The 21,089-nt window shown below is 70.9% G+C and carries 19 protein-coding genes; 11 read left to right on the top strand and 8 right to left on the bottom strand.

Annotated features, from left to right (window positions below):
- Positions 1 to 31 precede the first annotated feature (31 nt).
- Positions 32 to 775, bottom strand: a complete 744-nt coding sequence (locus ABZZ74_RS22555; protein ID WP_356767544.1) for a TetR/AcrR family transcriptional regulator — start codon at positions 773 to 775, stop codon at positions 32 to 34.
- A gap of 94 nt (positions 776 to 869) precedes the next feature.
- Here ABZZ74_RS22555 and ABZZ74_RS22550 point away from each other — a divergent pair, with 94 nt between their 5' ends.
- The 3 genes from ABZZ74_RS22550 (at position 870) to ABZZ74_RS22540 (ending at position 7,190) form a co-directional block, all read left to right on the top strand.
- A complete protein-coding gene (locus tag ABZZ74_RS22550) occupies positions 870 to 2,315 on the top strand; it encodes a DHA2 family efflux MFS transporter permease subunit (RefSeq protein ID WP_356767542.1) in 1,446 nt (481 codons plus the stop codon).
- Between the two features lie 186 nt (positions 2,316 to 2,501).
- Positions 2,502 to 3,407 (top strand): glycosyltransferase, encoded by a 906-nt coding sequence (locus ABZZ74_RS22545; RefSeq protein WP_356767540.1) that lies wholly within the window; start codon positions 2,502 to 2,504, stop codon positions 3,405 to 3,407.
- Between the two features lie 480 nt (positions 3,408 to 3,887).
- Positions 3,888 to 7,190 carry a BTAD domain-containing putative transcriptional regulator gene (locus ABZZ74_RS22540; protein ID WP_356767668.1) on the top strand — a complete coding sequence of 1,101 codons (3,303 nt, stop codon included), beginning with the start codon at positions 3,888 to 3,890 and terminating at the stop codon, positions 7,188 to 7,190.
- On the opposite strand, the gene ABZZ74_RS22535 is transcribed toward ABZZ74_RS22540, so the two are convergent.
- Together ABZZ74_RS22535 and ABZZ74_RS22530 are read right to left on the bottom strand one after the other, a co-directional pair.
- Complete coding sequence (locus tag ABZZ74_RS22535) at positions 7,191 to 8,879, bottom strand: bifunctional 3'-5' exonuclease/DNA polymerase (protein WP_356767538.1); 1,689 nt, start codon at positions 8,877 to 8,879, stop codon at positions 7,191 to 7,193. It abuts the gene before it with no gap.
- A gap of 35 nt (positions 8,880 to 8,914) precedes the next feature.
- A complete protein-coding gene (locus tag ABZZ74_RS22530) occupies positions 8,915 to 9,646 on the bottom strand; it encodes a Clp protease N-terminal domain-containing protein (RefSeq protein ID WP_356767536.1) in 732 nt (243 codons plus the stop codon).
- 96 nt (positions 9,647 to 9,742) lie between these two features.
- Between ABZZ74_RS22530 and ABZZ74_RS22525 the strand changes: the two genes are divergently transcribed.
- Positions 9,743 to 10,855: a DUF2786 domain-containing protein gene (locus tag ABZZ74_RS22525; protein WP_356767534.1), complete on the top strand. Its 1,113-nt coding sequence runs from the start codon at positions 9,743 to 9,745 to the stop codon at positions 10,853 to 10,855.
- Between the two features lie 12 nt (positions 10,856 to 10,867).
- Here ABZZ74_RS22525 and ABZZ74_RS22520 read toward each other — a convergent pair whose 3' ends face one another.
- Entirely contained in the window at positions 10,868 to 11,374 is a 507-nt protein-coding gene (locus ABZZ74_RS22520; protein WP_356767532.1) for a DUF4232 domain-containing protein, read from the bottom strand.
- A 39-nt stretch (positions 11,375 to 11,413) separates the two neighbouring features.
- Positions 11,414 to 11,944, bottom strand: coding sequence for a hypothetical protein (locus ABZZ74_RS22515; protein WP_356767530.1), 531 nt, complete (start codon positions 11,942 to 11,944; stop codon positions 11,414 to 11,416).
- Between the two features lie 448 nt (positions 11,945 to 12,392).
- On the opposite strand from ABZZ74_RS22515, the gene ABZZ74_RS22510 reads away from it, so the two are divergent.
- Positions 12,393 to 12,611 carry a DUF397 domain-containing protein gene (locus ABZZ74_RS22510; RefSeq protein WP_240865671.1) on the top strand — a complete coding sequence of 73 codons (219 nt, stop codon included), beginning with the start codon at positions 12,393 to 12,395 and terminating at the stop codon, positions 12,609 to 12,611.
- Between the two features lie 75 nt (positions 12,612 to 12,686).
- Here ABZZ74_RS22510 and ABZZ74_RS22505 read toward each other — a convergent pair whose 3' ends face one another.
- Positions 12,687 to 13,178 (bottom strand): ATP-binding protein, encoded by a 492-nt coding sequence (locus ABZZ74_RS22505; protein WP_356767528.1) that lies wholly within the window; start codon positions 13,176 to 13,178, stop codon positions 12,687 to 12,689.
- Between the two features lie 354 nt (positions 13,179 to 13,532).
- Between ABZZ74_RS22505 and ABZZ74_RS22500 the strand changes: the two genes are divergently transcribed.
- The 4 genes from ABZZ74_RS22500 to ABZZ74_RS22485 all read left to right on the top strand — a co-directional run bounded on the left by ABZZ74_RS22500 (position 13,533) and on the right by ABZZ74_RS22485 (position 17,254).
- Positions 13,533 to 14,357 (top strand): helix-turn-helix transcriptional regulator, encoded by an 825-nt coding sequence (locus tag ABZZ74_RS22500; protein ID WP_356767666.1) that lies wholly within the window; start codon positions 13,533 to 13,535, stop codon positions 14,355 to 14,357.
- A gap of 112 nt (positions 14,358 to 14,469) precedes the next feature.
- Complete coding sequence (locus ABZZ74_RS22495) at positions 14,470 to 15,930, top strand: aldehyde dehydrogenase family protein (protein ID WP_356767526.1); 1,461 nt, start codon at positions 14,470 to 14,472, stop codon at positions 15,928 to 15,930.
- 108 nt (positions 15,931 to 16,038) lie between these two features.
- Positions 16,039 to 16,587, top strand: coding sequence for a DinB family protein (locus ABZZ74_RS22490; protein WP_356767524.1), 549 nt, complete (start codon positions 16,039 to 16,041; stop codon positions 16,585 to 16,587).
- Positions 16,588 to 16,612: 25 nt separating this feature from the next.
- The gene (locus ABZZ74_RS22485) at positions 16,613 to 17,254 is read left to right on the top strand and encodes a PadR family transcriptional regulator (protein WP_356767522.1); all 642 of its coding nucleotides are present in this window, start codon (positions 16,613 to 16,615) and stop codon (positions 17,252 to 17,254) included.
- 11 nt (positions 17,255 to 17,265) lie between these two features.
- Here the strand turns inward: ABZZ74_RS22485 and ABZZ74_RS22480 are convergent, their stop codons facing one another.
- On the bottom strand, positions 17,266 to 18,666 hold the full coding sequence (locus ABZZ74_RS22480) for a glutamate decarboxylase (protein WP_356767520.1): 1,401 nt from the start codon (positions 18,664 to 18,666) through the stop codon (positions 17,266 to 17,268).
- Positions 18,667 to 18,832: 166 nt separating this feature from the next.
- Between ABZZ74_RS22480 and ABZZ74_RS22475 the strand changes: the two genes are divergently transcribed.
- A complete protein-coding gene (locus ABZZ74_RS22475; protein ID WP_356767518.1) occupies positions 18,833 to 19,594 on the top strand; it encodes a MerR family transcriptional regulator in 762 nt (253 codons plus the stop codon).
- An 18-nt stretch (positions 19,595 to 19,612) separates the two neighbouring features.
- Here the strand turns inward: ABZZ74_RS22475 and ABZZ74_RS22470 are convergent, their stop codons facing one another.
- On the bottom strand, positions 19,613 to 19,978 hold the full coding sequence (locus ABZZ74_RS22470) for a YbjQ family protein (protein WP_356767516.1): 366 nt from the start codon (positions 19,976 to 19,978) through the stop codon (positions 19,613 to 19,615).
- A 142-nt stretch (positions 19,979 to 20,120) separates the two neighbouring features.
- Here ABZZ74_RS22470 and ABZZ74_RS22465 point away from each other — a divergent pair, with 142 nt between their 5' ends.
- On the top strand, positions 20,121 to 21,074 hold the full coding sequence (locus ABZZ74_RS22465; protein ID WP_356767514.1) for a VTT domain-containing protein: 954 nt from the start codon (positions 20,121 to 20,123) through the stop codon (positions 21,072 to 21,074).
- Positions 21,075 to 21,089 lie beyond the last annotated feature (15 nt).

The following is a 21,089-nucleotide window of genomic DNA, read 5'->3' as shown; positions in this document are numbered from 1 at the left end:
TGAGTGGCGGGGGTATGCGGACTTGACTATCTCAGTCCGCCTCCCGGTTCTTCAGGCCGTCGATCATCAGGGCGATCGTGAAGTCGAAGCGGTCGTGGACCGTCCCGGCCGTGAGCTCGGTGGCGTAGCGCTTGGTGTGGGGGAACGTGTCGGGGAGCGCGGCGAAGCGGCGCAGGAGTTCGTCGCGGCTGACCACCCAGCCGTCGTCGCCGCGGCCGAGCCGGCTGCCGGCCAGGGAGACCTCGAGGCTGTAGGCGTTGACGTAGAGCATCAGGGAGTCGATCGCCCATGCCGCGGTCCTCGGGGCGATGCCCCCGGCGAGCAGGATGGCGAGCATCCCCTCGCTGAGGCGGAGCGTGTCCAGGTTGGACGGGGCGGCGGCGAAGGCCGCCCGGGAGATGCCCGGGTAGCGCAGATACTGGTCGCGCAGTCCGGCGCAGACGCTCGTGATCTGCTGCCGCCAAGTGGCGGGGTCCGGCTCGGGCAGCTCGATCTCGGCGCACAGCCGGCCGATGAGCAGTTCGTCCAGGTCCTCCTTGTTGACCACGTGGGCGTAGAGCGAGGACGGTCCGGTCTCCAGCGCGCTCGCCACGCGCCGCATCGTCAGGGCTTCGTAGCCCTCCCTCTCCACGATGCCGAACGCGGTGCTGACGATGGCGTCGACCGTGATCGGCTTCTTGCGTCCGCCGGACGGCCCCCGTCGGCCCGCGGGCGCTCCGGACCCCGTGCCGAGCTGGTGCCGTGCCGCGCGCCGTTCCTGCGGAGTCGGTGACATGCGGGCAGCCTAGCGCATCGACGAACAGTGTTCTGCATCACTAAGAACAGTGTTCGTATTGTTCAGAACGCCGATCGCGAGTAGAACAGTGTTCGTGTCCATCAACCAGCGCGAATCCCTCGCGCCCCCCGTCAGCACTCTGCCGCTGCGCACCGCGTGGCTCGTCCTGGTCGTCGTGGTCCTGGCCGACATCATGGATCTGGTCGACTCCAGCGTCGCCAACCTCGCCGGCCCCTCCATCCGCGCCGATCTCGGCGGCGGTCAGGTCACGGTCCAGTGGGTGCTCAGCGCCTACACCGCGGCCTTCGCCCTGGGCCTGGTCACCTCCGGGCGGCTCGGCGACCTGCTCGGGCGCCGACGGCTGTTCCTGCTCGGCATGACCGGCTTCACCCTGACCTCACTGGCCTGCGGTCTCGCCCCCGACCCCGTCTTCCTCATCTTCGCCCGCACCCTGCAGGGCCTGTGCGGGTCGGTCATGATCCCGCAGGGGCTCGCCCTGGTGAAGATCGTGTTCCCGCCCCAGCACCTGCGCAAGGCCCTGACGCCGGTCGGCCCGCTGATGGGCCTGACCATGGTGGGCGGGCCCATCCTGGCCGGCTGGCTGCTCCACCTGGACCCGTTCGGCAGCGGCTGGCGGTCGATCTTCCTGATCAACGTCCCGTTCGGCGTCGTCGCCCTCGCCCTCGGGCTGGGCGTACTGCCCCGGCGCGGCGGCGAGGACCCGACCGCCCGTCTCGACCTCACCGGCGTCGGCCTGCTCACCGCGGCCTCGGCCCTGCTGATCGTCCCGCTCATCCAGGGGCGCGAACTGGGCTGGCCCGTCTGGACGTACGTCATGATGGCCGCCGCCGTCGGTCTGCTCGCCCTCTTCGTCGTCTCCCAGCGGCGCAGCCGGCACCCCGTCATCACGCCGTCGCTGTTCCGCAAGCGCAGTTTCGTCGTCGGCCTGGTGATCGTGGCCGGGTTCTACGCGTCCCTCAGCGCCTTCGTCCTCGTCGTCAACCTGCTGCTCCAGCAAGGCATGCACTGGGCGCCGCTGCGCACCGGCCTCACCCTGATCCCCTGGGCCCTCGGCACCGCCGTCGCCGTCCTGCTCGCGGGCGCCGTGCTCGCCGAGAAGCTCGGGCGCGCCACCCTGCACCTCGGGCTGTCCGTCGCCGTCGTGGGCCTGTTGTCCCTGTGGTGGTCCGTCGCCCACTGGGGCACCGGCATCACCGTCTGGAAGCTGGCGCCCGCGCTGCTGCTCACCGGGCTCGGCTCGGGCCTGGTGTTCGTACCGCTGGTCGACTTCATCATCGGCGATGCCACCGCCGAGGAGGTCGGCACCGGGGCGGGCCTGCTCAACGCGGTGCAGCAGTTCGCCGGCGCGATCGGCGTAGCCGCCCTCGGCACGGTGTTCTTCGCCCGGGTCGGACACCCGTCCGCCGGCTCCTACCTCGCCGCCGCGGAACTCGTCTTCGGCATCGCGGCCGGGCTGAATTTCCTCACCCTGCTCCTGGTCGGCCTCCTCCCCAGGCACGCCCAACAGGCACACGGCTGAACGGGGGACCCGCCGACCTCGGTGAGTGGCCGTCGTACACCCCCTGCCCCCGCCGTGACGGCAAACGGGTGAGCCTGCCGTACGACGGATCAAGACTTGGCATACGAAACGGCGTACTCAGGAAGTCCTTACCGTGAACGGCTAGCATCGCGGCCGACGTTGCCGACGGCGGATGGGGTGAGCGCAATGGGGGACAGGGACGCGCCGAGGATCGCCGTCGCCGTGGTGACGATGGGCAACCGCCCCGACGAGATGGACGCCCTGCTGGAGTCCGTCGCCAAGCAGGACCTCGCCCCCACCAGGATCGTGATCGTCGGCAACGGCTGCCCGCTGCCCGACTACGCGGCCCGGCTGGCCCTGCCCGGCGAGGTCACCCTGCTCGAGGTCGACGAGAACCTCGGCTGCCCAGGCGGCCGCAACGTGGCGCTCGCCCGGCTGCGGGAGTTCGGGGACGTGGACATCGTGGTCGAACTGGACGACGACGGCCTCCTCGTCGACGCCGACGTGCTCAGCCGCGTCGCCCACCACTTCGCCGCCGACCCCCGGCTCGGCATCGTCGGCTTCCGCATCGCGGACGAGCACGGCGAGACCCAGCGCCGGCACGTGCCCAGGCTCGGCGCGGCCGACCCGCTGCGCGGAGGTCACGTCACCGGGTTCCTCGGGGGCGGGCACGCCTTCCGTACCTCGATGCTGGACCAGATCGGTGACTGGCCCGCGGCGTTCTTCTTCGCCCACGAGGAGATCGACATGGCGTGGCGGGCTGTCGACGCGGGCTGGCGCATCCTCTACGCGCCCGAACTCCTGCTCCAGCACCCCAAGACCTCACCGGCCCGGCACGCGATCTACTACCGCGTGAACGCCCGCAACCGCGTCTGGCTGGTCCGCCGCCGTCTCCCCCTGCCGCTCATCCCGCTCCACCTCGGCGTCTGGATGGCCGTGACAGTTCTGCGCAACCGCTCCAGGCCCGCCGCGCTGCGGGCCTGGTTCGGCGGTTTCGCGGAAGGTCTGCGGGAACCGGCGGGCGAACGCCGCCCGATGCGCTGGACCACGGTGTGGCGCCTGACGCGCCTGGGGCGTCCGCCGGTTGTGTGAGCGCCTGACGCGCCTGGAGGGTCCGGCCGTCGTGTGAGCGCCTCGCGTGCCTGACGCGGGGTGTCCGCCGGTCGTCCGAGCGGCGGTTCGCTCCCGGATGAGGACGAGCTGCGGCTCGCTCCCGGTCGAGGACGCGAACGGGGACGAGGACCCCGGTCGCTCACCTCCGCCGACCGGGACCCTCCACGTCCCCCGGATCCGGCCGCGGCGGCGTCACTCCCCCGAGCATCGCGTTCTTACGCGCGCACCCCCGGGCCGGCTCCGATGAAGTGATCACATCAGGTCGCGCCAACAGATCGCTAACATGTGGCCAACGGTCCTCCGCGCCACCGTCCGCCACCTGGCGTGAAGTCGCCGCAGGGCGGCCGCGATCGGGCCGAACGGCAGCGGATCCCGGAGGGAACCGGTCAAGGAAAGGGTGGCGGGAAACCGCCGTGCGGAGGGCGGAATTCCGCCAAGAACGGTGGGTAGTGGGTGGCCATGGGGGAGTGGCGCGAACTGAGGTTCGGACTGCTCGGCTCGCCGGTTCTGTACGAGGCCCGGGGCGAGGCGTCCGCCGAGATGCTGTCCGTCGGCAGCCCCAAGCTCCGTGCCCTGCTGGCCGCGCTGCTGCTGGACGCCGGCCGGGTCGTCTCCGTCGAGTCGCTCAAGGACGCGCTGTGGGGCGGAGCCCCGCCCGCCTCCGCACAGGCCTCGCTGCACAACCACGTGGCCCGTCTGCGCCGGCTGCTCGACGACCCCGAGCGGCTGCGGTCGGTGCCACCCGGATACGTACTCCGGGTCGAGCAGGGTGAGTTGGACGTCCATGTCTTCGAAGGCCACTTCGCCGCGGCGCGCGGCGCGCACGCCGCCCGCAACTGGGAGCGGGTCGTGCGCGAGTGCGCGGCCGCGCTGTCCCTGTGGCGTGGCACCCCGCTCAGCGGGCTCCCCGCCGAACTCGGTGGCTACTCCTTCACCCAACGGCTCCAGGAATCCCGTCTCCTGCTCCTGGAATGGCGTTACGACGCCGAACTCGCCGTCCCCGACGCCCGCCCGGACACCCTGGTCCCCGAACTGACGGCCCTGACCGCGGCCCACCCCCTCCGCGAGTCCTTCCACCGCCAACTGATGCTGGCCCTGCACCACATGGGCCGCCAGGCGGAGGCCCTGGAAGTCCACCGCGCCCTGCGCACCCGCCTGAGAAACGACATCGGCGTGGAACCGGGCCAGGCGGTGAGACAGGCCCACGTACGCATCCTGCGAGCCACCCGGATAGCCGCGGCCACGGACAGCGACCACGCGTCCGCGCAGGACCCCGCCGAGGATGCTGATGCTGCCTCCGCCATGCACTCACCCACGCAGGCGGCCACCGGCAACACCCCCACCCCGCACGTGTCCGCACCCGCCGCCACCGAAGCCACCCGCACTCCGCCCCCCTGCGCACCGGCCGCCACGCAAGCCACCCCCACCCCGCACGTGTCCGCGCCGGCCGCCACGCAAGCCACCCGCACTCCGTCCCTGTCCGCGCCCGCCGCCACCGAAGCCGCGCCCACCCCCCACCCACCCGCACCCGCCGATGTCGAGTCCGCCCCACAGGGGCCACCCGCATCCGACGACGAAAGCGTCACGGGTGGTGCGGGTGGGCACACAGACCCCGCCCCCAACCCACCCGCACCGGCCCAACTCCCCCCACCCCCCGCCCACTTCACCGGCCGCACCCCCGAAACCCGGGCCCTCCTCGACTCCGACGCCCAGCTCCCCCCACTGACCGTCATCACCGGCATGCCCGGCATAGGCAAGACCGCCCTCGCCCTCCATGTCGCCCACGCCCTGAAAAATCGTTTCCCTGACGGCCAGCTCTACATCAACCTGCACGGCGCCACCCCCGGCATGACCCCCCTCACCCCCACCCAGTCCCTCACCGCCCTCCTCCACGACCTCGGCACAGCCCCCCGGGACATCCCCGAACACCCCGACGCCGCCTCCGCCCTCCTGCGCACCCTGCTCGCCCCCACCCGTACCCTCCTGCTCCTCGACGACGCGGCGACCGCGGCGCAGGTACGCCCCCTCCTCCCCGCCGTCCCGGGCTGCGCGGTCATCGTCACCAGCCGGTCCCCCCTCACCACCCTGGACGGCGCCACCCGCCACCCCCTCACACCCTTGAGCACGCAGGAAAGCGCCGCCCTCCTCCGCGCCGTCTCCGGCCGCGACACCCTCGACGCCGCCCACCCTCTCGTGGAACTCACCGGCCGCCTGCCCCTGGCCCTGCGCATCGTCGCCGCCCGTCTGGCCGCCCGCCGCGCCCTGACCCCCGACACCCTGGCGGGCCAACTCACCGCCACGGGAAGCAGGTTGTCCCATCTGGAGTACGACGACCTCAGCGTCCGCCGCTCCCTCTCCGTGGCCCACGACTCCCTCGCCGCCTCCGACCGCGAGGCGGACCGCGACGCCGCCCTGCTCCTGCGCGGCGTCGGCGTCCTGGACCTGCCCACCTACGGCGCCCCGATCCTCGCCCGGCTCTCCGGCGTCGACGATCACCGGGCCGAGGCCGCCCTGGACCGCCTGGTCGACGTGGCCCTCCTCGAGGAGACGACGTACGGCCGCTACGCCCCGCACGACCTGGTCCGCGACTTCGCCCGCGAACTCTCCTCCGGCGCGCCGCGAGAGAACCCCGCCGACTTCGCGCTGCGCTGGTACGCCGCCGTGGCGGAACGCGCTCTCACCGCCATCGTCCCCGCGGGCCCGGACCAGGACGACCGCCGCCGGCCGACGGACACCCAGCCCGCGGACCACGCCCCCTACGTCGACACCCTCCCCGTCTTCGAGTCCTCCGGACAGGCCTTCGCCTGGGCCGACACGGAGCTGGAGAACGTCGTGACGCTGGTACGGCGCCACGCCGAGGACCCCGACCCGCGCCGGGCCGCGTACGTCTCCACCCTCGTCCGCCTCCTCTTCCCCTACGTCCACCGCAGCGGCCGCGTCGCCGAGATGGAGGTGCTCGGCCGGGCGGCCCTCGGGGTGGCCCGCCGGCTCGGCGACACCGCGGCGGAGGCGTACGCGCTGGGCGACCTGGCGGGCCTGCACTTCCTGACGGGCCGCCAGCAGCAGGCCTTGGCCCTCACCGACGAGGCGCTCGCCCTCTGGCGCCGGCTGAACCGGCCCTCCTTGATCCGCCGCTGCCTCAACAACCGCGGTCTGCTCCTCGAAGGCCTCGGCCGCTACGAGGAGTCCGGCCGCGCCCTGCGCCAGAGCCTTCACTACTCACGGCAGTTGAACGACCCGCACGGCGAGGCCGTCACCCACAGCCACCTCGGCAACCTCTACGAGCACACCGACCCCCGTGCCGCCATCGAGCAGCACCGGCGCTCCCTCGCCATCGGCGACGAGATCGGTGCCGTGATCGTGCGCCACTCCGCCCACTGCAACATCGGCTACGCCCACCTCACGCTCGGCGAACCGGCCGCCGCCCTGCCGCACTTCGAGGAGAGCCTGCGCATCCTCGGCGGTCACGGCGACTGGCACGGGGAGTCCCAGAGCCGCCTCGGCCTGGTCCGCGCACTGCGCCTGCTCGGCCGCACCGAGCGGGCCGCCGAGGAGTGCGAGCGGCTCCTGCGCCACGCCGACTCCCGCGCCGACCGCTACACCGCAGGTCTCGCCCGCCACCAACACGGTCTGCTTCTCAGCGCGTCGGGCCGCGACGACGAGGCCCGCGACCAGTGGCGGGCCGCCCTCGACGCCCTGGAGGGAACGGACGAGAAGGCGACCGTGGCCGAACTCGGTGAGCTGCTGTCCGACGGGTGCTGATCACTTCGCGTCGGCATAGCACTCCACCACCGCCGTCGTGAACGGAAACCGCACCGGTGTCTCGCCGAACGTCAGCCGCCCCGCCAGCGCGGACGCCTCCCGGATCGCGTCGACCACCGCCCGCGACTCCTCCTGCGGACAGTGCACGATCACCTCGTCGTGCTGGAAGAAGACCAGCTCGGCCGCCATGCCCGCGCAGGACTGGCGCAGCGCGGCCAGTAACAGCAGCGCCCAGTCCGCCGCGCTGCCCTGGACGACGAAGTTGCGGGTGAACCGGCCGCGCGCCCGCGCGTTGGTGGAGGCGTAGCCCGGCACCCACTCGGACCCGCCGCCGGACTCGGCCGGTTCGTCCTGCGGGATGCCCGCCTCCTCCGCGCCCTCGCCCGCCCCGACGGCCGGCGGACAGGTCCGCCCCAGCCAGGTGCGCACCAGCCGCCCCTCTTCGCCCGCGCGCGCCGCGTCGTCGACGTACGCCACCGCCTTGGGGAAGCGGCGTCTGAGCGCGGCGAGGTTCTTCAGTCCGTCGCCGGAGGTCTGCCCGTACACCGCTCCGAGCACGGCGAGCTTGGCCTGCGCCCGGTCGCCGGAGAAGGCCCGGTCGGACACCGACTGGTAGAGGTCGCTCTCCCGCCCGGCCACCTCCATCAGCCCGGGGTCGCGCGAGATGGCAGCCAGCACCCGCGGCTCCATCTGGTCGGCGTCGGCCACGACCAGCCGCCAGCCCGCGTCGGCGACGACGGCCCGCCGGATCACCTTGGGGATCTGCAGCGCCCCGCCGCCGTTGGTCACCCATCGGCCGGTGACCGTCCCGCCCGCCTGGAACTCCGGCCGGAACCGTCCCTCCCGCACCCAGTCCTGCAGCCAGGACCAGCCGTGGGCGACCCAGATCCGGTAGAGCTTCTTGTACTCGACGAGGGGCTTCACCGCCGGATGGTCGACGGACTCGATCTCCCACCGCCGGGTGGAGCGCACCTTGATCCCGGCCTGCGCGAAGGCCTTGATGACGTCGGCGGGCAGATCGGGGCGGACGCGGCGCCCGAAGGCGGCGGACACCTCGTCGGCGAGTTCCGCCAGGCGCCGGGGTTCGCCCCCGCCCGCGTAGCGATCGCCGAGCAGTTCGTGCAGCACCTGCCGGTGCACCTCGGCGCTCCAGGGCAGCCCGGCGTGGTTCATCTCGGTGGCGATCAGCATGCCCGCCGACTCGGACGCGGTGAGCAGCCGCATCCGCTCCGGATGCGCGGTGGCCTCGTGCCGGCGCTGCTGCTCGGCGTACACCTCGGCCAGGTCGGCGAGTGGCACCTGGACGGCCCGGGGTTCGAACAGCGAGGACTGGGAGCCCGGTTCGGCGGACCGGTGGGGCGGGTCGGGGGGTACGGGGCCGCCGCGCAGCCGGGCCAGGGCGGCGGCCGCCGAGCGTGGCTCGCCGTGCCGCCCCTCGTGGCCCAGCAGCAGGGTCTCGGCGTCCTCGACGTCGTAGCACCGCTCGACTCGCACCCCCGCGGCGAGCAGGCGCGGATACACCTCGGCCGTGGACCGCCACACCCATCGCGCGACCTCCGGCCGCCCCCGCACGGCCGCCGCCAGGTCCGGCTCGCGCCGCACGGGTCCGGCGAGCAGCCCGTCCGGGCCGAGGGGGGCGATCTCCACGCCACCGTCCTCGGCCGGAGCGAGCGCCCAGCGGTCGGTCATGGTTGCGAGTGTGGCAGGAGGGTCTGACAACGGCCTCAGCCCGCGGTGGGCGGGGCCTGCAGATATCCCTCCAGCAGCTTCGCCAGCTCGTTCTCCGCCGTCTCCTTGCGGATCCCGAGGCCGGACAGCACCCCGGTGCCGTGCTCGAACTCCAGCAGGGCCAGCAGGATGTGCTCGGTACCGATGTAGTTGTGGCCCAGGCGCAGGGCCTCGCGGAAGGTGAGCTCCAGGACCTTCTTGGCGTCCGAGGAGTACGGCACGAGTTCCGGGCCCTGCTCGGCGGCGGGCGGCAGCGCGGCCCGCGCGGCCTCCCGCACCGCGTCCAGGGAGACGCCCTGCGCCGTGATCGCCTTGGCGGCCAGCCCGTCCGGTTCGGCGAGCAGGCCGAGCACCAGGTGGGCGGGCACGACCTCGGTGTGGGGCGCGGCCTTGGCCTCGTTGTGCGAGGTCATCACGACGTTGCGGGCACGCGGCGTGTACCGGCCGAAACCCTGGTTCGGGTCGAGGTCGGCAGACTCCTTCGGCACGAACCGCTTCTGCGCGGCCTGCCGGGTGACGCCCATGCTCTGGCCGATGTCGGTCCAGGACGCGCCCGAGCGGCGGGCCTGGTCCACGAAGTGGCCGATCAGGTGGTCGGCCACCTCGCCGAGGTGGTCGGCGGCGATGACGGCGTCCTGGAGCTGGTCCAGGGGTTCGGAGTGGACCTTCTTGATCGCCGCGATGAGGTCGTCGAGACGTACGGATGACGTGGTCGGATTCGTCGACATGTGTCAACCTTAGGTTGACAGTAGAGGGGTGTCAACCATCGGTTGACAGTTGTCGGGAGCTCCATCGATGTCAGTGCCCCGTGTCAGGATCGAGGGGTGAGTACAACCGGCACCGTCGACCGTGCCTTCCGTGCCGCCCTCTACGCCGAGTCGGACACCGCCCTCGACACCGGCGCCTCCCTGCTGGCCGCCGACCCGGCCGCGGACGGGGAACTGGCGCGGCGGGGCCGGGAGTTCGTGGCCTCGTCCTGGCAGCGCGGCTGGCAGCCCGCCGACGTCGTACGGATCGTGCGGCGCGAGCTGGAGGACGCGCACGTGCGGCTGGTGTCGGCGCTGATCCGGGCGCAGTCGCCGGACGACCGCCCCCGCGGCCCCCGTTGGAGGGCCCAGGTGGAGGAGCTCACCGAAGAACCGCCTGCCGGCACCGATCGCTTCACGCACGCGACCACCGCCCTGGAGCTGTACCGGCTGCTGCTGCGCCTGCCGTCCCTGGAGCCGCTCGACGAGCACGAGCCCGCCCGCACGCCGGCGGCCCGCCCCGAGTCCCGCATGCTGGCGCGCATCCGCGCGCTGCTGGCCAAGGCGGAGGCGACCGGTTTCCCGGAGGAGGCGGAGGCCCTCACCGCCAAGGCGCAGGAGCTCACCGCCCGCTACAGCATCGACGAGGCGCTCCTCGCGGCCGGGACGCCCACGGGGGACACCCCCGGTGCCTGGCGGATCGGGGTCGAGCCGCCGTACGAACAGGCCAAGGCGGTCCTGCTGGACGCGGTGGCGGCCGCCAACCACTGCCGTGCGGTGTGGAACGAACCCTTCGGCTTCTCCACGGTCGTCGGTTTCGCCGCCGACCTGGAGGTGGTCGAACTGCTCTACACCTCGCTCCTCGTGCAGGCCACGCACGCGATGACGAAGGCCGAGGCGGCCCAGCGCGCCGGCGGCCGCAGGCGCACCAAGACCTTCCGCCAGTCCTTCCTCGCGGCCTACGCCCACCGCATAGGCACCCGTCTCGGGAAAGCCGCCGAGATCCAGGTCACCGACGACCTGCTGCCGGTGCTGGCCTCCCGCGAGGTCGCCGTCACGACCGAGACGGACCGTATGTTCCCGAGGACGACCACGAGCCGGCTGCGCGGGGTGACCGACGCGGCGGGCTGGAGCGAGGGTGCCGACGCCGCCGACCGGGCCCAGGTGGGAGCCCGGCCGCGGCTGCCGTGAGCCGGCGGTCCGTCAGTCGCCGGCCTGCGTGAGAGGCGTCACCGACGCTTCCGGAGCATCACCCTTGAGGGCGACATCGCCGTAGGACCAGGCGAAGCTGTGGCCGGTGGTGGAACCGGGCAGGGTGAACTTCGCGGTCTTCACCGCGAGGCTCTGCTTGCCGCCCGCCTCACCGCGCGTGTACGTGATCGTGAACGAGGCCGTCGCGTCCTTGGACAGCGTCAGCTTGGCCGGCTTCGCGCTCTTGTCGGCGGGGACCGTCTTCGAGGCGTCACCGGCGACGAGGTCGACGCCCGGGAAGCCGTTCAGCGTGCAGCTCGTGCCGCGGTTGGTGACCGTGACGGTGACGTCGCCGGTGTCCCCGGCCGACGGCGCCGCGCTGGCGGCGACCGAGACGCCGACCGTGCACCCGGCTTCGGTCTTGTTCTTGTCGCCGTCGTCACCGCCGCCGTTGCTGTCGCAGGCGGTCAGGAGCAGGGCCGAGGCGAGGGCCGCGACGGCGAGCGGGGTGGTGCGCATGTGGTTCCTCTGGTGATCAGGGGCGTGACGCCGCCGAACCTACTGCCCCGCACCGGCCGTCGGCAGCCCGGACGGCAGCTTGCCACCCTCCGCCTTGGTGTACGTCTCCTTGCCGAGCGCCCCCGACCAGGTGATCTTCAGCGCGCTCCCGGAGACGGAGTCGACCATGCCGGTGGCCCGCTTCTTGTCGCCGTTCGTGCAGGTCAGATGGATCATCTGCATGCCCGCTTCCTTGCCCGCGGTTCCGCTGCACACGCTGCCGCCGGTGGAGAAGAGCGCGGCCTGCTTGCCGGTGATCACCATCGCCACCGCCTTGCCTTCAGTGGTGGCGAGCCAGCTGCCCTGCAGACCGCCGGACGCGGTGGTCGACGTACCGCTGGAGCCGCCCGTGCCGGCGCCGGAGGACGAGGCGGCCGACGAGGGACTCGCCGACGAGTGGTCCTTGGAGCCGCCACCGCCGCTGCACGCGGTCAGCGCGAGTACGCCCGCGAGCCCCGCGGCGGCCGCGGCGATCCGCACCGGCCGACGCGGCGCCGTACGAGAGGGACGCGGGAAGGACGCCGTAGTCACTGGTGGCTCCCAAGCTCTAGCGGACCGTGTGCGGCCGGCCATCCGACCGGCCGCAGCAAGCTACCAGCCGCACCCGTCGATGCCATGGGGAGCGCCTGTGAGACTTCGTGGCAGGACTTGCGTACCCCCTGCTGAGCCACGCGAGCGCCGCATACGCTCCGCGCGACCGCCGAAACGGTGGAACAGGAACGGCTCCCAGTGCGTCTGTTCCTAGTGGACGGGGGATGTCCGCCGGGCCTTCGGGGAAGACGCCGATCGACCCGGTAAAGGAGTCGTCAAAGCTGTAACCACAGGACCACCCCCCGTGCACGTGCATCTGCTCATGCATCTGCACGTGAACAGGGTTATGATCCAGGTCAGTTGATTACTGCATCACTGGCCCCAAGGCCACCGCACCACCGGGGAGCGACCTGTGGACCACGACGTGTACAACGACGTGTACAACGGCATGGCGGCCACGGAGCTGGACGGGGTGGCCTGGCAGAAGAGTCGGCACAGCAACTCCCAGGGCTCCTGCGTGGAGTTCGCCCGGCTGCCCGGCGGTGACGTCGCCGTCCGCAACTCCCGCTTCCCCGACGGTCCGGCCCTGGTCTACACCCGCGCCGAGATAGAGGCGATGCTCCTGGGCGTCAAGGACGGGGAGTTCGACCACCTGGTCGCAGGCTGAGAACCGGGCCACCGACCTGCGATCCGGCTGAGTGACGCGCGTAGAGACAACGGCGTCACGCTGCGTCGGTCATGCTCACTCGGCGGGTGCCTGCTGCACCTGCGGCAGCCGGAACAGGGCCCACACGACCTTGCCGCTCAGCGTGCCGGCCAGCGGATGCCAGCCCCAGCTGTCGGCGAAGGAGTCGACCAGGAACAGTCCCCGCCCGGACTCCGCGGAGAAGTCCTCGGTCTCCCGCTCCACGGGAGAGTCCTGGCTGGGATCGCGGACCGCGCAGACCAGCCGCTCGGTCCACCGCATCAAGTGCAGCCGCACGAGCGGCACTTGCTCCGCCGAGCACACCGCGCCCGCGGGCAGGGCGTGCCGCAGGGCGTTGGTCACCAGTTCCGAGACGACCAGGCACACGTCGTCGAACCGCTCGCCGACGTCCCACTGGTCGAGGGTTCTCCGGGTGAACAGCCTTGCCTCGCGCACCGCTTCGTAGCGGGCGGGCAGAGCGCAGGAGGCGGCGTTGGACACGGCCGCGGGATCAAGCGGCGGAAGGCCCTGCCGTAACGGCTCGAGCATGGTCGATCCATTCGTCCCCATGCGAGGCACTCCCGGGAATTCGCGGTCGTTGCGATGCAGCGGATGCGCGAGACCATGGTTTCGGATGCGCGGTGCAGATGCAAGGTGCAGATGCACGTGCAGGTGACCGAATTGGACGTTCCCGTACCGCTTCTTGGTCATTTTTTCCGCCATCTTCTCTCCCGCTACTTGCCAACTCCTTCCTTCGACCAGCGCAGAATCTTTGACTTCTTTCCATCTCTGTAATCGGACGAGTACTGCTCGGAGTGTTTTAGTGGCAGACTTCGGCCCCTGAAGGCGTTGGGGAGGCTGGCGAACGTGAGCGTGGGAGAGCCCGGATCGGTGGTGCGGCGCATGCTGCTCGGCTCGCAACTCAGGCGACTGCGCGAGGCGCGCGGAATCACGCGCGAGGCGGCGGGTTACTCGATCCGCGCCTCGGAGTCGAAGATCAGCCGGATGGAGCTGGGCCGGGTGAGCTTCAAGACACGGGACGTGGAAGACCTGTTGACGCTGTACGGCATCACCGACGAGGCGGAGCGCACCTCGCTGCTGTCCCTCGCGCGGGAGGCCAACGTGGCGGGCTGGTGGCACAGTTACTCGGACGTCCTGCCGAGCTGGTTCCCCACCTATGTCGGCCTGGAGGGCGCGGCCTCGCTGATCCGCGCCTACGAGGTGCAGTTCGTGCACGGGCTGCTGCAGACGCCGGAGTACGCGCGCGCGGTGGTCAAGCGCGGCATGAAGGGCGCGAGCGAGTCGGACATCGAGAAGCGGGTGGAGCTGCGCCTGGAGCGCCAGAAGTACCTCGTCTCGGAGAACGCCCCCGACTTCCACATCGTCCTGGACGAGGCCGCGCTGCGCCGCCCGTACGGCGACCGGGAGGTGATGCGCGGTCAGCTCCAGCATCTGATCGACATCTCCGAGCAGCCGAACGTACGGCTGCAGATCATGCCGTTCAGCTTCGGCGGCCACGCCGGCGAGAGCGGCGCGTTCACCATCCTGTCCTTCACGGAGGCGGACCTCACCGACGTCGTCTACCTGGAGCAGCTGACCAGCGCCCTCTATCTGGACAAGACCGAGGACGTCGCCCAGTACGAGAAGGCGCTGGGGGAGCTCCAGCGGGACAGCCCGGGGCCGGACGAGAGCCGTGACCTTCTGCGGGGTCTCCTCCAGCTTTCCTGAGGTTCTCCCCAGAAGTTCGCTCCGCGTCCCCAACTCATCTGGCGCGCACGTACGATGACGTGTGATCAGACCGTGACGTTGATCGTGTGTCTGCTAGTGATTTGGGGATCACATGTCGTCGTACTTCACCGACCTGGCCCAGCAGTACATCGACGGTGAGTGGCGCCCGGGCACCGGCTCCTGGGACATCATCGACTTCAACCCGTACGACAACGAGAAGTTGGCGTCGATCACCATAGCCACGGTCGACGAGGTGGACGAGGCGTACCGGGCGGCGGCGCGCGTCCAGAAGCAGTGGGCGAAGACCAACCCCTACGCCCGGCGCGCGGTCCTGGAGAAGGCGCTCAGACTGGTCGAGGAGCGCGAGCAGGAGATCGCCGATCTGATCATCGCCGAGCTCGGCGGCACCCGGCTGAAGGCCGGCTTCGAGCTGCACCTGGCCAAGGAGTTCCTGCGCGAGTCGATCCAGTGGGCGCTGCGCCCCGAGGGCAGGATCCTGCCCTCGCCGGTCGACGGCAAGGAGAACCGCCTCTACCGCGTCCCGGTCGGCGTGGTGGGTGTGATCAGCCCCTTCAACTTCCCCTTCCTGCTGTCCATCAAGTCCGTCGCGCCCGCCCTCGCGCTCGGCAACGGCGTCGTCCTGAAGCCGCACCAGAACACCCCGATCACCGGCGGTTCCCTGGTCGCCAAGATCTTCGAGGACGCGGGCCTGCCGGGCGGCCTGTTCAACGTCGTCATCACGGACATCGCCGAGATCGGCGACGCCTTCATCGAGCACCCGGTCCCGAAGGTCATCTCCTTCACCGGCTCCGACAAGGTCGGCCGGCACGTCGCCACCGTCTGCGCCGCGAGCTTCAAGCGCTCGGTTCTCGAACTGGGCGGCAACAGCGCCATCGTGGTCCTCGACGACGCCGACATCGACTACGCGGTCGACGCGGCGGTCTTCAGCCGCTACGTCCACCAGGGCCAGGTCTGCATGGCCGCCAACCGTGTGCTCGTGGACCGCTCGATCGCCGACGAGTTCACCGAGAAGTTCGTCGCCAAGGTCAGGACCCTCAAGGTCGGCGATCCGAGCGACCCGCAGACGGTGATCGGCCCGGTCATCAACTCCTCGCAGGCGGACGCCGTTTCCTCCGTCGTCGAGCAGGCGATCAGCGAGGGCGCGACGGCCCTGGTGCACGGCTCGACCACCGACAACCTGGTCGAGCCGTCCGTCCTGACCGGCGTCCCCGCCGACTCGGCCCTGCTGCGCCAGGAGGTCTTCGGCCCGGTCGCCTTCCTCATCCCCTTCGACGGCGAGGAGGAGGCCGTGCGCATCGTCAACGACACGCCCTACGGCCTGAGCGGCGCCGTCCACACCGGTGACATCGAGCGGGGTGTCGAGTTCGCCAAGCAGATCGACACCGGCATGTTCCACGTGAACGACGGCACCGTCCACGACGAGCCCGTCGTCCCCTTCGGCGGCGAGAAGAACTCCGGCATCGGCCGTCTGAACGGCGAGGGGACCGTCGAGTGCTTCACCACGCAGAAGTGGATCTCGGTGCAGCACGGCCGCAGCGGGTTCCCGTTCTGATTTCGTCCGGTCGCGCGGGCCATCGAGGACAGGATCTGACCTCGATGGCCCGTAGCTTCATGGGTGTCAGGGGGCAACCCCACAGGACCCGACGAAAGGCGGCCGGTCATGGTCACCCACGTTCCCGCGGAGGCCCGGGGAGACGAGCGCGGAGCGCTGCTCGCGTTCATCGAGGAGCAGCGCGGCGGCATCCGGCGCGCGCTGCTCGGACTGACCGAGGAGCAGGCCGCGAGCAAGCCCAGCGCCAGTGATCTCTCGCTCTCCGGTCTGCTCAAGCACGTCGCCGAGGTCGAGCAGAGCTGGATCGCGCGTGCCAAGCAGGAACCGCCGGCGATCCGGCGGGACGAGTCCAACTGGCACGAGACCTTCCAGCTCGTCGGCGACGAGACGGTCGAGTCCCAGCTGGCCCACTGGGAGAAGGTCGCCGCGGAGACCGAGGCGTACGTCCGCTCCGTACCGAGCCTCGACGACACCTTCCCGCTGCCGAACGACCCCTGGTTCCCGCCGGAGGGACGGGTCTCCGTGCGCTGGCTCTGTCTGCACCTGATCCGCGAGACCGCCCGGCACGCCGGCCACGCCGACATCATCAGGGAGTCGCTGGACGGCGCGACCGCCTTCGAACTGGTGGCGAAGGAGCAGGGCGCCGGCTGGGGCTGACCCTCCCGGGTCCTACGCTGGCCGCATGTCAGCGATCCGTCTCCTCGTGCTCGGCGCGGTCCGCCAGCACGGGCGGGCCCATGGCTACCAGGTGCGGGGCGACCTGGAGTACTGGGGCGCCCACGAGTGGTCCAACGCCAAGCCCGGCTCGATCTACCACGCGCTCAAGCAGATGGCCAAGCAGGAGCTGCTGCACGCGCACGAGGTCGCGCCGTCCACGGCCGGCGGCCCGCCGCGCACGGAGTACGAGATCACCGACCGGGGCACCGAGGAGTACTTCCGGCTGCTGCGCGAGGCGCTGACCTCGTACGATCAGAAGATGGACGTCAAGTCGAGCGCGATCGGCTTCATGGTGGACCTGCCGCGGGCCGAGGCGGTGTCCCTCCTGAAGGAGCGGATCCGGCGTATCGAGCAGTGGCGCTCGTCCGTCACCGAGCACTACGTGCCCGAGGACGGCCCCGAACAGCTCGGCCACATCGGCGAGATCATGAACCTCTGGATCCACACGGCCGACGCCGAGCTCGAGTGGATCCAGGGGCTGATCGGACGGATCGAGGGCGGGGCGTACACGTTCGCGGGAGAGGGCGAGCCGTTCGTGGGCGTCCTCACCGCCGACCAGGAGAACCCGTACGCCACCGGGGAGCGGCATCCGGACGACGACCGCTGATCACGTGGCCGCTAGTGATGGAAACCGGTGGCCGCCTCCTTGTCGCGGGTCCACGGGTGCGGCTGCCGGCGCAGCTCCGGCAGCAGGCGGGTCAGGTCCTCCACGAACAGGTCGGCGAGGTCGGACGAGAAGCCGTTGCGGCACACGACCCGCAGTACGGACAGGTCCTGCCGGTTGGGCGGGAAGGTGTACGCGGGCACCAGCCAGCCGCGCTCCCGCATCCGCCGGGACACGTCGAAGACGTCGTACGACTCCACACCCGGCGCCGTCGTGAAGGCGAAGACCGGCAGTTCGTCGCCCCGGGTCAGCAGCCGGAAGTCGCCCAGCTGCTCGACCCGGTCGGCGATGGACCGGGCCACGTCCCGGGTGGCCTGCTGCACCGCCCGGTAGCCCTCGCGGCCCAGCCGTAGAAACGTGTAGTACTGCGCGACGACCTGGGCGCCGGGGCGGGAGAAGTTGAGCGCGAAGGTCGGCATGTCGCCGCCCAGGTAGTTGACGCGGAAGACGAGTTCCTCCGGAAGGGCCTCGTTGTCCCGCCACAGTGCCCAGCCGACGCCCGGGTAGACCAGCCCGTACTTGTGCCCGGAGGTGTTGATGGACGCCACGCGCGGGAGGCGGAAGTCCCACACCAGGTCCTCGTCGAGGAAGGGCGCGACCATCGCGCCGGACGCGCCGTCGACATGCACCGGGATGTCCAGGCCCGTGCGCTCCTGCAAGGCGTCGAGGGCCGCGCACAGGTCCGCGATCGGCTCGTAGGAGCCGTCGAAGGTGGAGCCGAGGATGCCGACGACCCCGATGGTGTTCTCGTCGCACAGCTCGGCGGCGGCCTGCGGGTCGAGATGGAACCGGTCGCCCTCCATGGGCACCTGGCGGGGCTCGACCTCCCAGAAGTTGCAGAACTTCTCCCAGCACACCTGGACGTTGACGCCCATCACGAGGTTGGGGCGGGCTCCCGGTGTCCCATTCCGCTTGCTCCAGCGCCGTTTGAGGGCCATCCCGGCCAGCATGCACGCCTCGCTGGAGCCGGTCGTCGAACAGCCCACGGCCGCCGCCGGATCCGGCGCGTTCCACAGGTCGGCGAGCATCGCCACACAGCGCCGCTCCAACTCGGCCGTGCGCGGGTACTCGTCCTTGTCGATCATGTTCTTGTCCCGGCACTCCGCCATCAGGACACCGGCCTGCGGCTCCATCCACGTCGTCACGAACGTGGCCAGGTTCAGCCGTGAGTTGCCGTCCAGCATCAGCTCGTCGTGCACCAGCTGGTACGCCGTCGAGGGCGGCAGCGGAGCGTCCGGCAGCCGGTGTCTGGGCGGTGCCTCGGTCATGCCGCCGACCGGGTTGGCCTCCCCGAAGAAGGGGTTGACCGACACCTGGCGCTCTTCGGACCGTGCGGAACCCTTGTGAAGCGGCATGAACGTGTCTCCTCGCGTCTGCTGATGAACGAGTGCCGACGGGAGGGAGTTCCAGGGATCACCCCGGCCCGGGCGGGTCCGCCGGCCGTCCCGGGAGAATCGGACTTGCACCTCACGCGACGTGAGGACCCACCGTGGAGTGCGTACCGAGAAGGGAGCGGACGAAGTGAGCTACTCCGTGGGACAGGTCGCGGGCTACGCCGGCGTCACGGTGCGCACCCTGCACCACTACGACGCCATCGGACTGCTCGTCCCGAGCGAGCGCAGCCACGCGGGGCACCGGCGCTACGGCGAGGCCGACCTCGACCGGCTGCAGCAGGTCCTGTTCTACCGGGAGCTCGGCTTCCCGCTCGACGAGGTCGCGGCCCTGCTCGACGACCCGGACGCGGACCCGCGCGCGCATCTGCGCCGCCAACACGAGCTGCTGACCGGCCGGATCGAGAAGCTGCGGAAGATGGCCGAGGCCGTGGAACACGCCATGGAGGCACGGAAGATGGGCATCAACCTCACCCCGGAGGAACGCTTCGAGGTCTTCGGGGACAAGGACCCCGAGCAGTACGCCGAGGAGGCCGAGCGCCGTTGGGGCGGTACCGAGGCGTACGCCGAGTCACAGCGCCGGGCCGCCGGCTACACCAAGGCCGACTGGAAACGCCTGCGGGCCGAGGTGGACGACTGGAGCACGCGCTACGCGGCCCTGATGTCCGCCGGTGAGCCGCCGACCGCCGAGGCGGCGATGGACCTCGCGGAGGAACACCGCCTGCACATCCACCGCTGGTACTACGGGTGCGGCTACGAGATGCACGGCTGTCTGGCCGACATGTACGTCTCCGACGAGCGCTTCAAGGCGTTCTACGACGCCGTGCACCCGGGCCTCGCCGAGCACCTCCGGGACGCGATTCACGCCAACGCGGCCCGGCACGCCGCGTGACGGTCCCGGCCCGGGGGCTCACTCCTGGGCCAGGACCACCGCGGTCCCGTAGGCGCACACCTCCGTGCCGACGTCGGCCGCCTCGGTCACGTCGAAGCGGAACATCAGCACCCCGTTCGCCCCACGCGCGCGTGCCTGCTCCACCAGCCGCTCCATGGCCTGGTTCCGGGTCTGCACCAGCGTCTTGGTGAGGCCCCTGAGCTCACCGCCGATCATCGACTTCAGCCCGGCCCCGATCTGGCTGCCGAGGTGCCGGGACCGCACGGTGAGGCCGAACACCTCACCGAGGACCTGCTGCACCCGGTACCCGGGAACGTCATTCGTCGTCACGACCAACACATCCGGCTGGGGCCCCTGGCCGCCGCCGTACTCATCGATGCCCATGACTCTCAGCTTTGCCCCAGGAGCCGCACAGTGCATCCTGGAGACACCGGTGGAACCTGGGGCGGACACCTTGCGTTGATAGCTTTGTGCGCCCGTAGAAGGTCGCCGTACCTTCCCCCCAGCCCTCAGGGAGCCCGGAACCGTGACGTCGCTTGCCCTCGGCCCGAGCTGGCTCGATCCGAACCACCTTCTCGACACGTTCGGCATCTGGGGTCTGCTCCTGATCGTCTTCGCGGAGTCTGGCCTGCTCATCGGCTTCTTCCTGCCGGGCGACTCGCTCCTGTTCACCACGGGCCTGCTGATCACCACCAACCAGCTGAACTTCCCGCTGTGGGGAGCGATCGCCCTCATCTGCGTCGCCGCGGTCCTCGGCGACCAGGCGGGCTACATGTTCGGCAAGAAGGTCGGTCCCTCGCTCTTCAACCGCCCCGACTCCCGCCTCTTCAAGCAGGAGAACGTCGTCAAGGCGCACGAGTTCTTCGAGAAGTACGGCCCGAAGTCCCTGGTCCTGGCCCGCTTCGTGCCCGTGGTGCGCACCTTCACGCCGATCATCGCCGGCGTCAGCGGCATGAAGTACCGCTCGTTCGTGATCTTCAACGTGATCGGCGGTGTCCTGTGGGGCGCCGGCGTGACCCTGCTCGGTTCCTGGCTGGGCAAGATCGACTTGGTCAGGAACAACATCGAGGCGATCCTCATCCTGATCGTCCTCGTCTCGGTGGTGCCGATCGCCATCGAGTACCTGCGCGCCCGTTCGAAGGCGAAGAAGAACCCCGAGCGCGCCGCCGCCGAGCCCGTCCAGGAGCAGACGCAGCCCTTCCCGGTGGTGATGGACGACTCGACGACCCAGCTGCGCCGCATCCCGCCGGCGGACCAGCCGTATCAGCAGCCGTACGACCCGAACCAGCAGCCGTACGACCCGAACCAGCAGCCGTACGACCCGAACCAGCAGCAGTACGCCCCGCAGTACCCCCAGCAGACGTACCCGCCGCAGCAGCCGTACGGCGGCGGTGAGCACCAGCAGTACGGCGGCGGACAGCCCCAGCAGCCGTACGGCGCCGGGCAGAACGGCCAGTACCCCTACAACCAGGGCTACTAGAAACGCCCGGGTCCA

The organism is Streptomyces sp. NPDC006476 (assembly GCF_040612015.1).
Classification (GTDB): domain Bacteria; phylum Actinomycetota; class Actinomycetes; order Streptomycetales; family Streptomycetaceae; genus Streptomyces; species Streptomyces griseorubiginosus_B.
This window is presented reverse-complemented; position numbering and strand designations above follow the sequence as displayed.

Coding starts and splice junctions, on each gene's coding strand:
- ABZZ74_RS22555 (WP_356767544.1), bottom strand. CDS start 775: ATGTCACCGACTCCGCAGGAACGGCGCGCGGCACGGCACCAGCTCGGC.
- ABZZ74_RS22545 (WP_356767540.1), top strand. CDS start 2,502: ATGGGGGACAGGGACGCGCCGAGGATCGCCGTCGCCGTGGTGACGATG.
- ABZZ74_RS22540 (WP_356767668.1), top strand. CDS start 3,888: ATGGGGGAGTGGCGCGAACTGAGGTTCGGACTGCTCGGCTCGCCGGTT.
- ABZZ74_RS22535 (WP_356767538.1), bottom strand. CDS start 8,879: ATGACCGACCGCTGGGCGCTCGCTCCGGCCGAGGACGGTGGCGTGGAG.
- ABZZ74_RS22530 (WP_356767536.1), bottom strand. CDS start 9,646: ATGTCGACGAATCCGACCACGTCATCCGTACGTCTCGACGACCTCATC.
- ABZZ74_RS22520 (WP_356767532.1), bottom strand. CDS start 11,374: ATGCGCACCACCCCGCTCGCCGTCGCGGCCCTCGCCTCGGCCCTGCTC.
- ABZZ74_RS22510 (WP_240865671.1), top strand. CDS start 12,393: ATGGCGGCCACGGAGCTGGACGGGGTGGCCTGGCAGAAGAGTCGGCAC.
- ABZZ74_RS22505 (WP_356767528.1), bottom strand. CDS start 13,178: ATGCTCGAGCCGTTACGGCAGGGCCTTCCGCCGCTTGATCCCGCGGCC.
- ABZZ74_RS22500 (WP_356767666.1), top strand. CDS start 13,533: ATGCTGCTCGGCTCGCAACTCAGGCGACTGCGCGAGGCGCGCGGAATC.
- ABZZ74_RS22495 (WP_356767526.1), top strand. CDS start 14,470: ATGTCGTCGTACTTCACCGACCTGGCCCAGCAGTACATCGACGGTGAG.
- ABZZ74_RS22490 (WP_356767524.1), top strand. CDS start 16,039: ATGGTCACCCACGTTCCCGCGGAGGCCCGGGGAGACGAGCGCGGAGCG.
- ABZZ74_RS22485 (WP_356767522.1), top strand. CDS start 16,613: ATGTCAGCGATCCGTCTCCTCGTGCTCGGCGCGGTCCGCCAGCACGGG.
- ABZZ74_RS22480 (WP_356767520.1), bottom strand. CDS start 18,666: ATGCCGCTTCACAAGGGTTCCGCACGGTCCGAAGAGCGCCAGGTGTCG.
- ABZZ74_RS22470 (WP_356767516.1), bottom strand. CDS start 19,978: ATGGGCATCGATGAGTACGGCGGCGGCCAGGGGCCCCAGCCGGATGTG.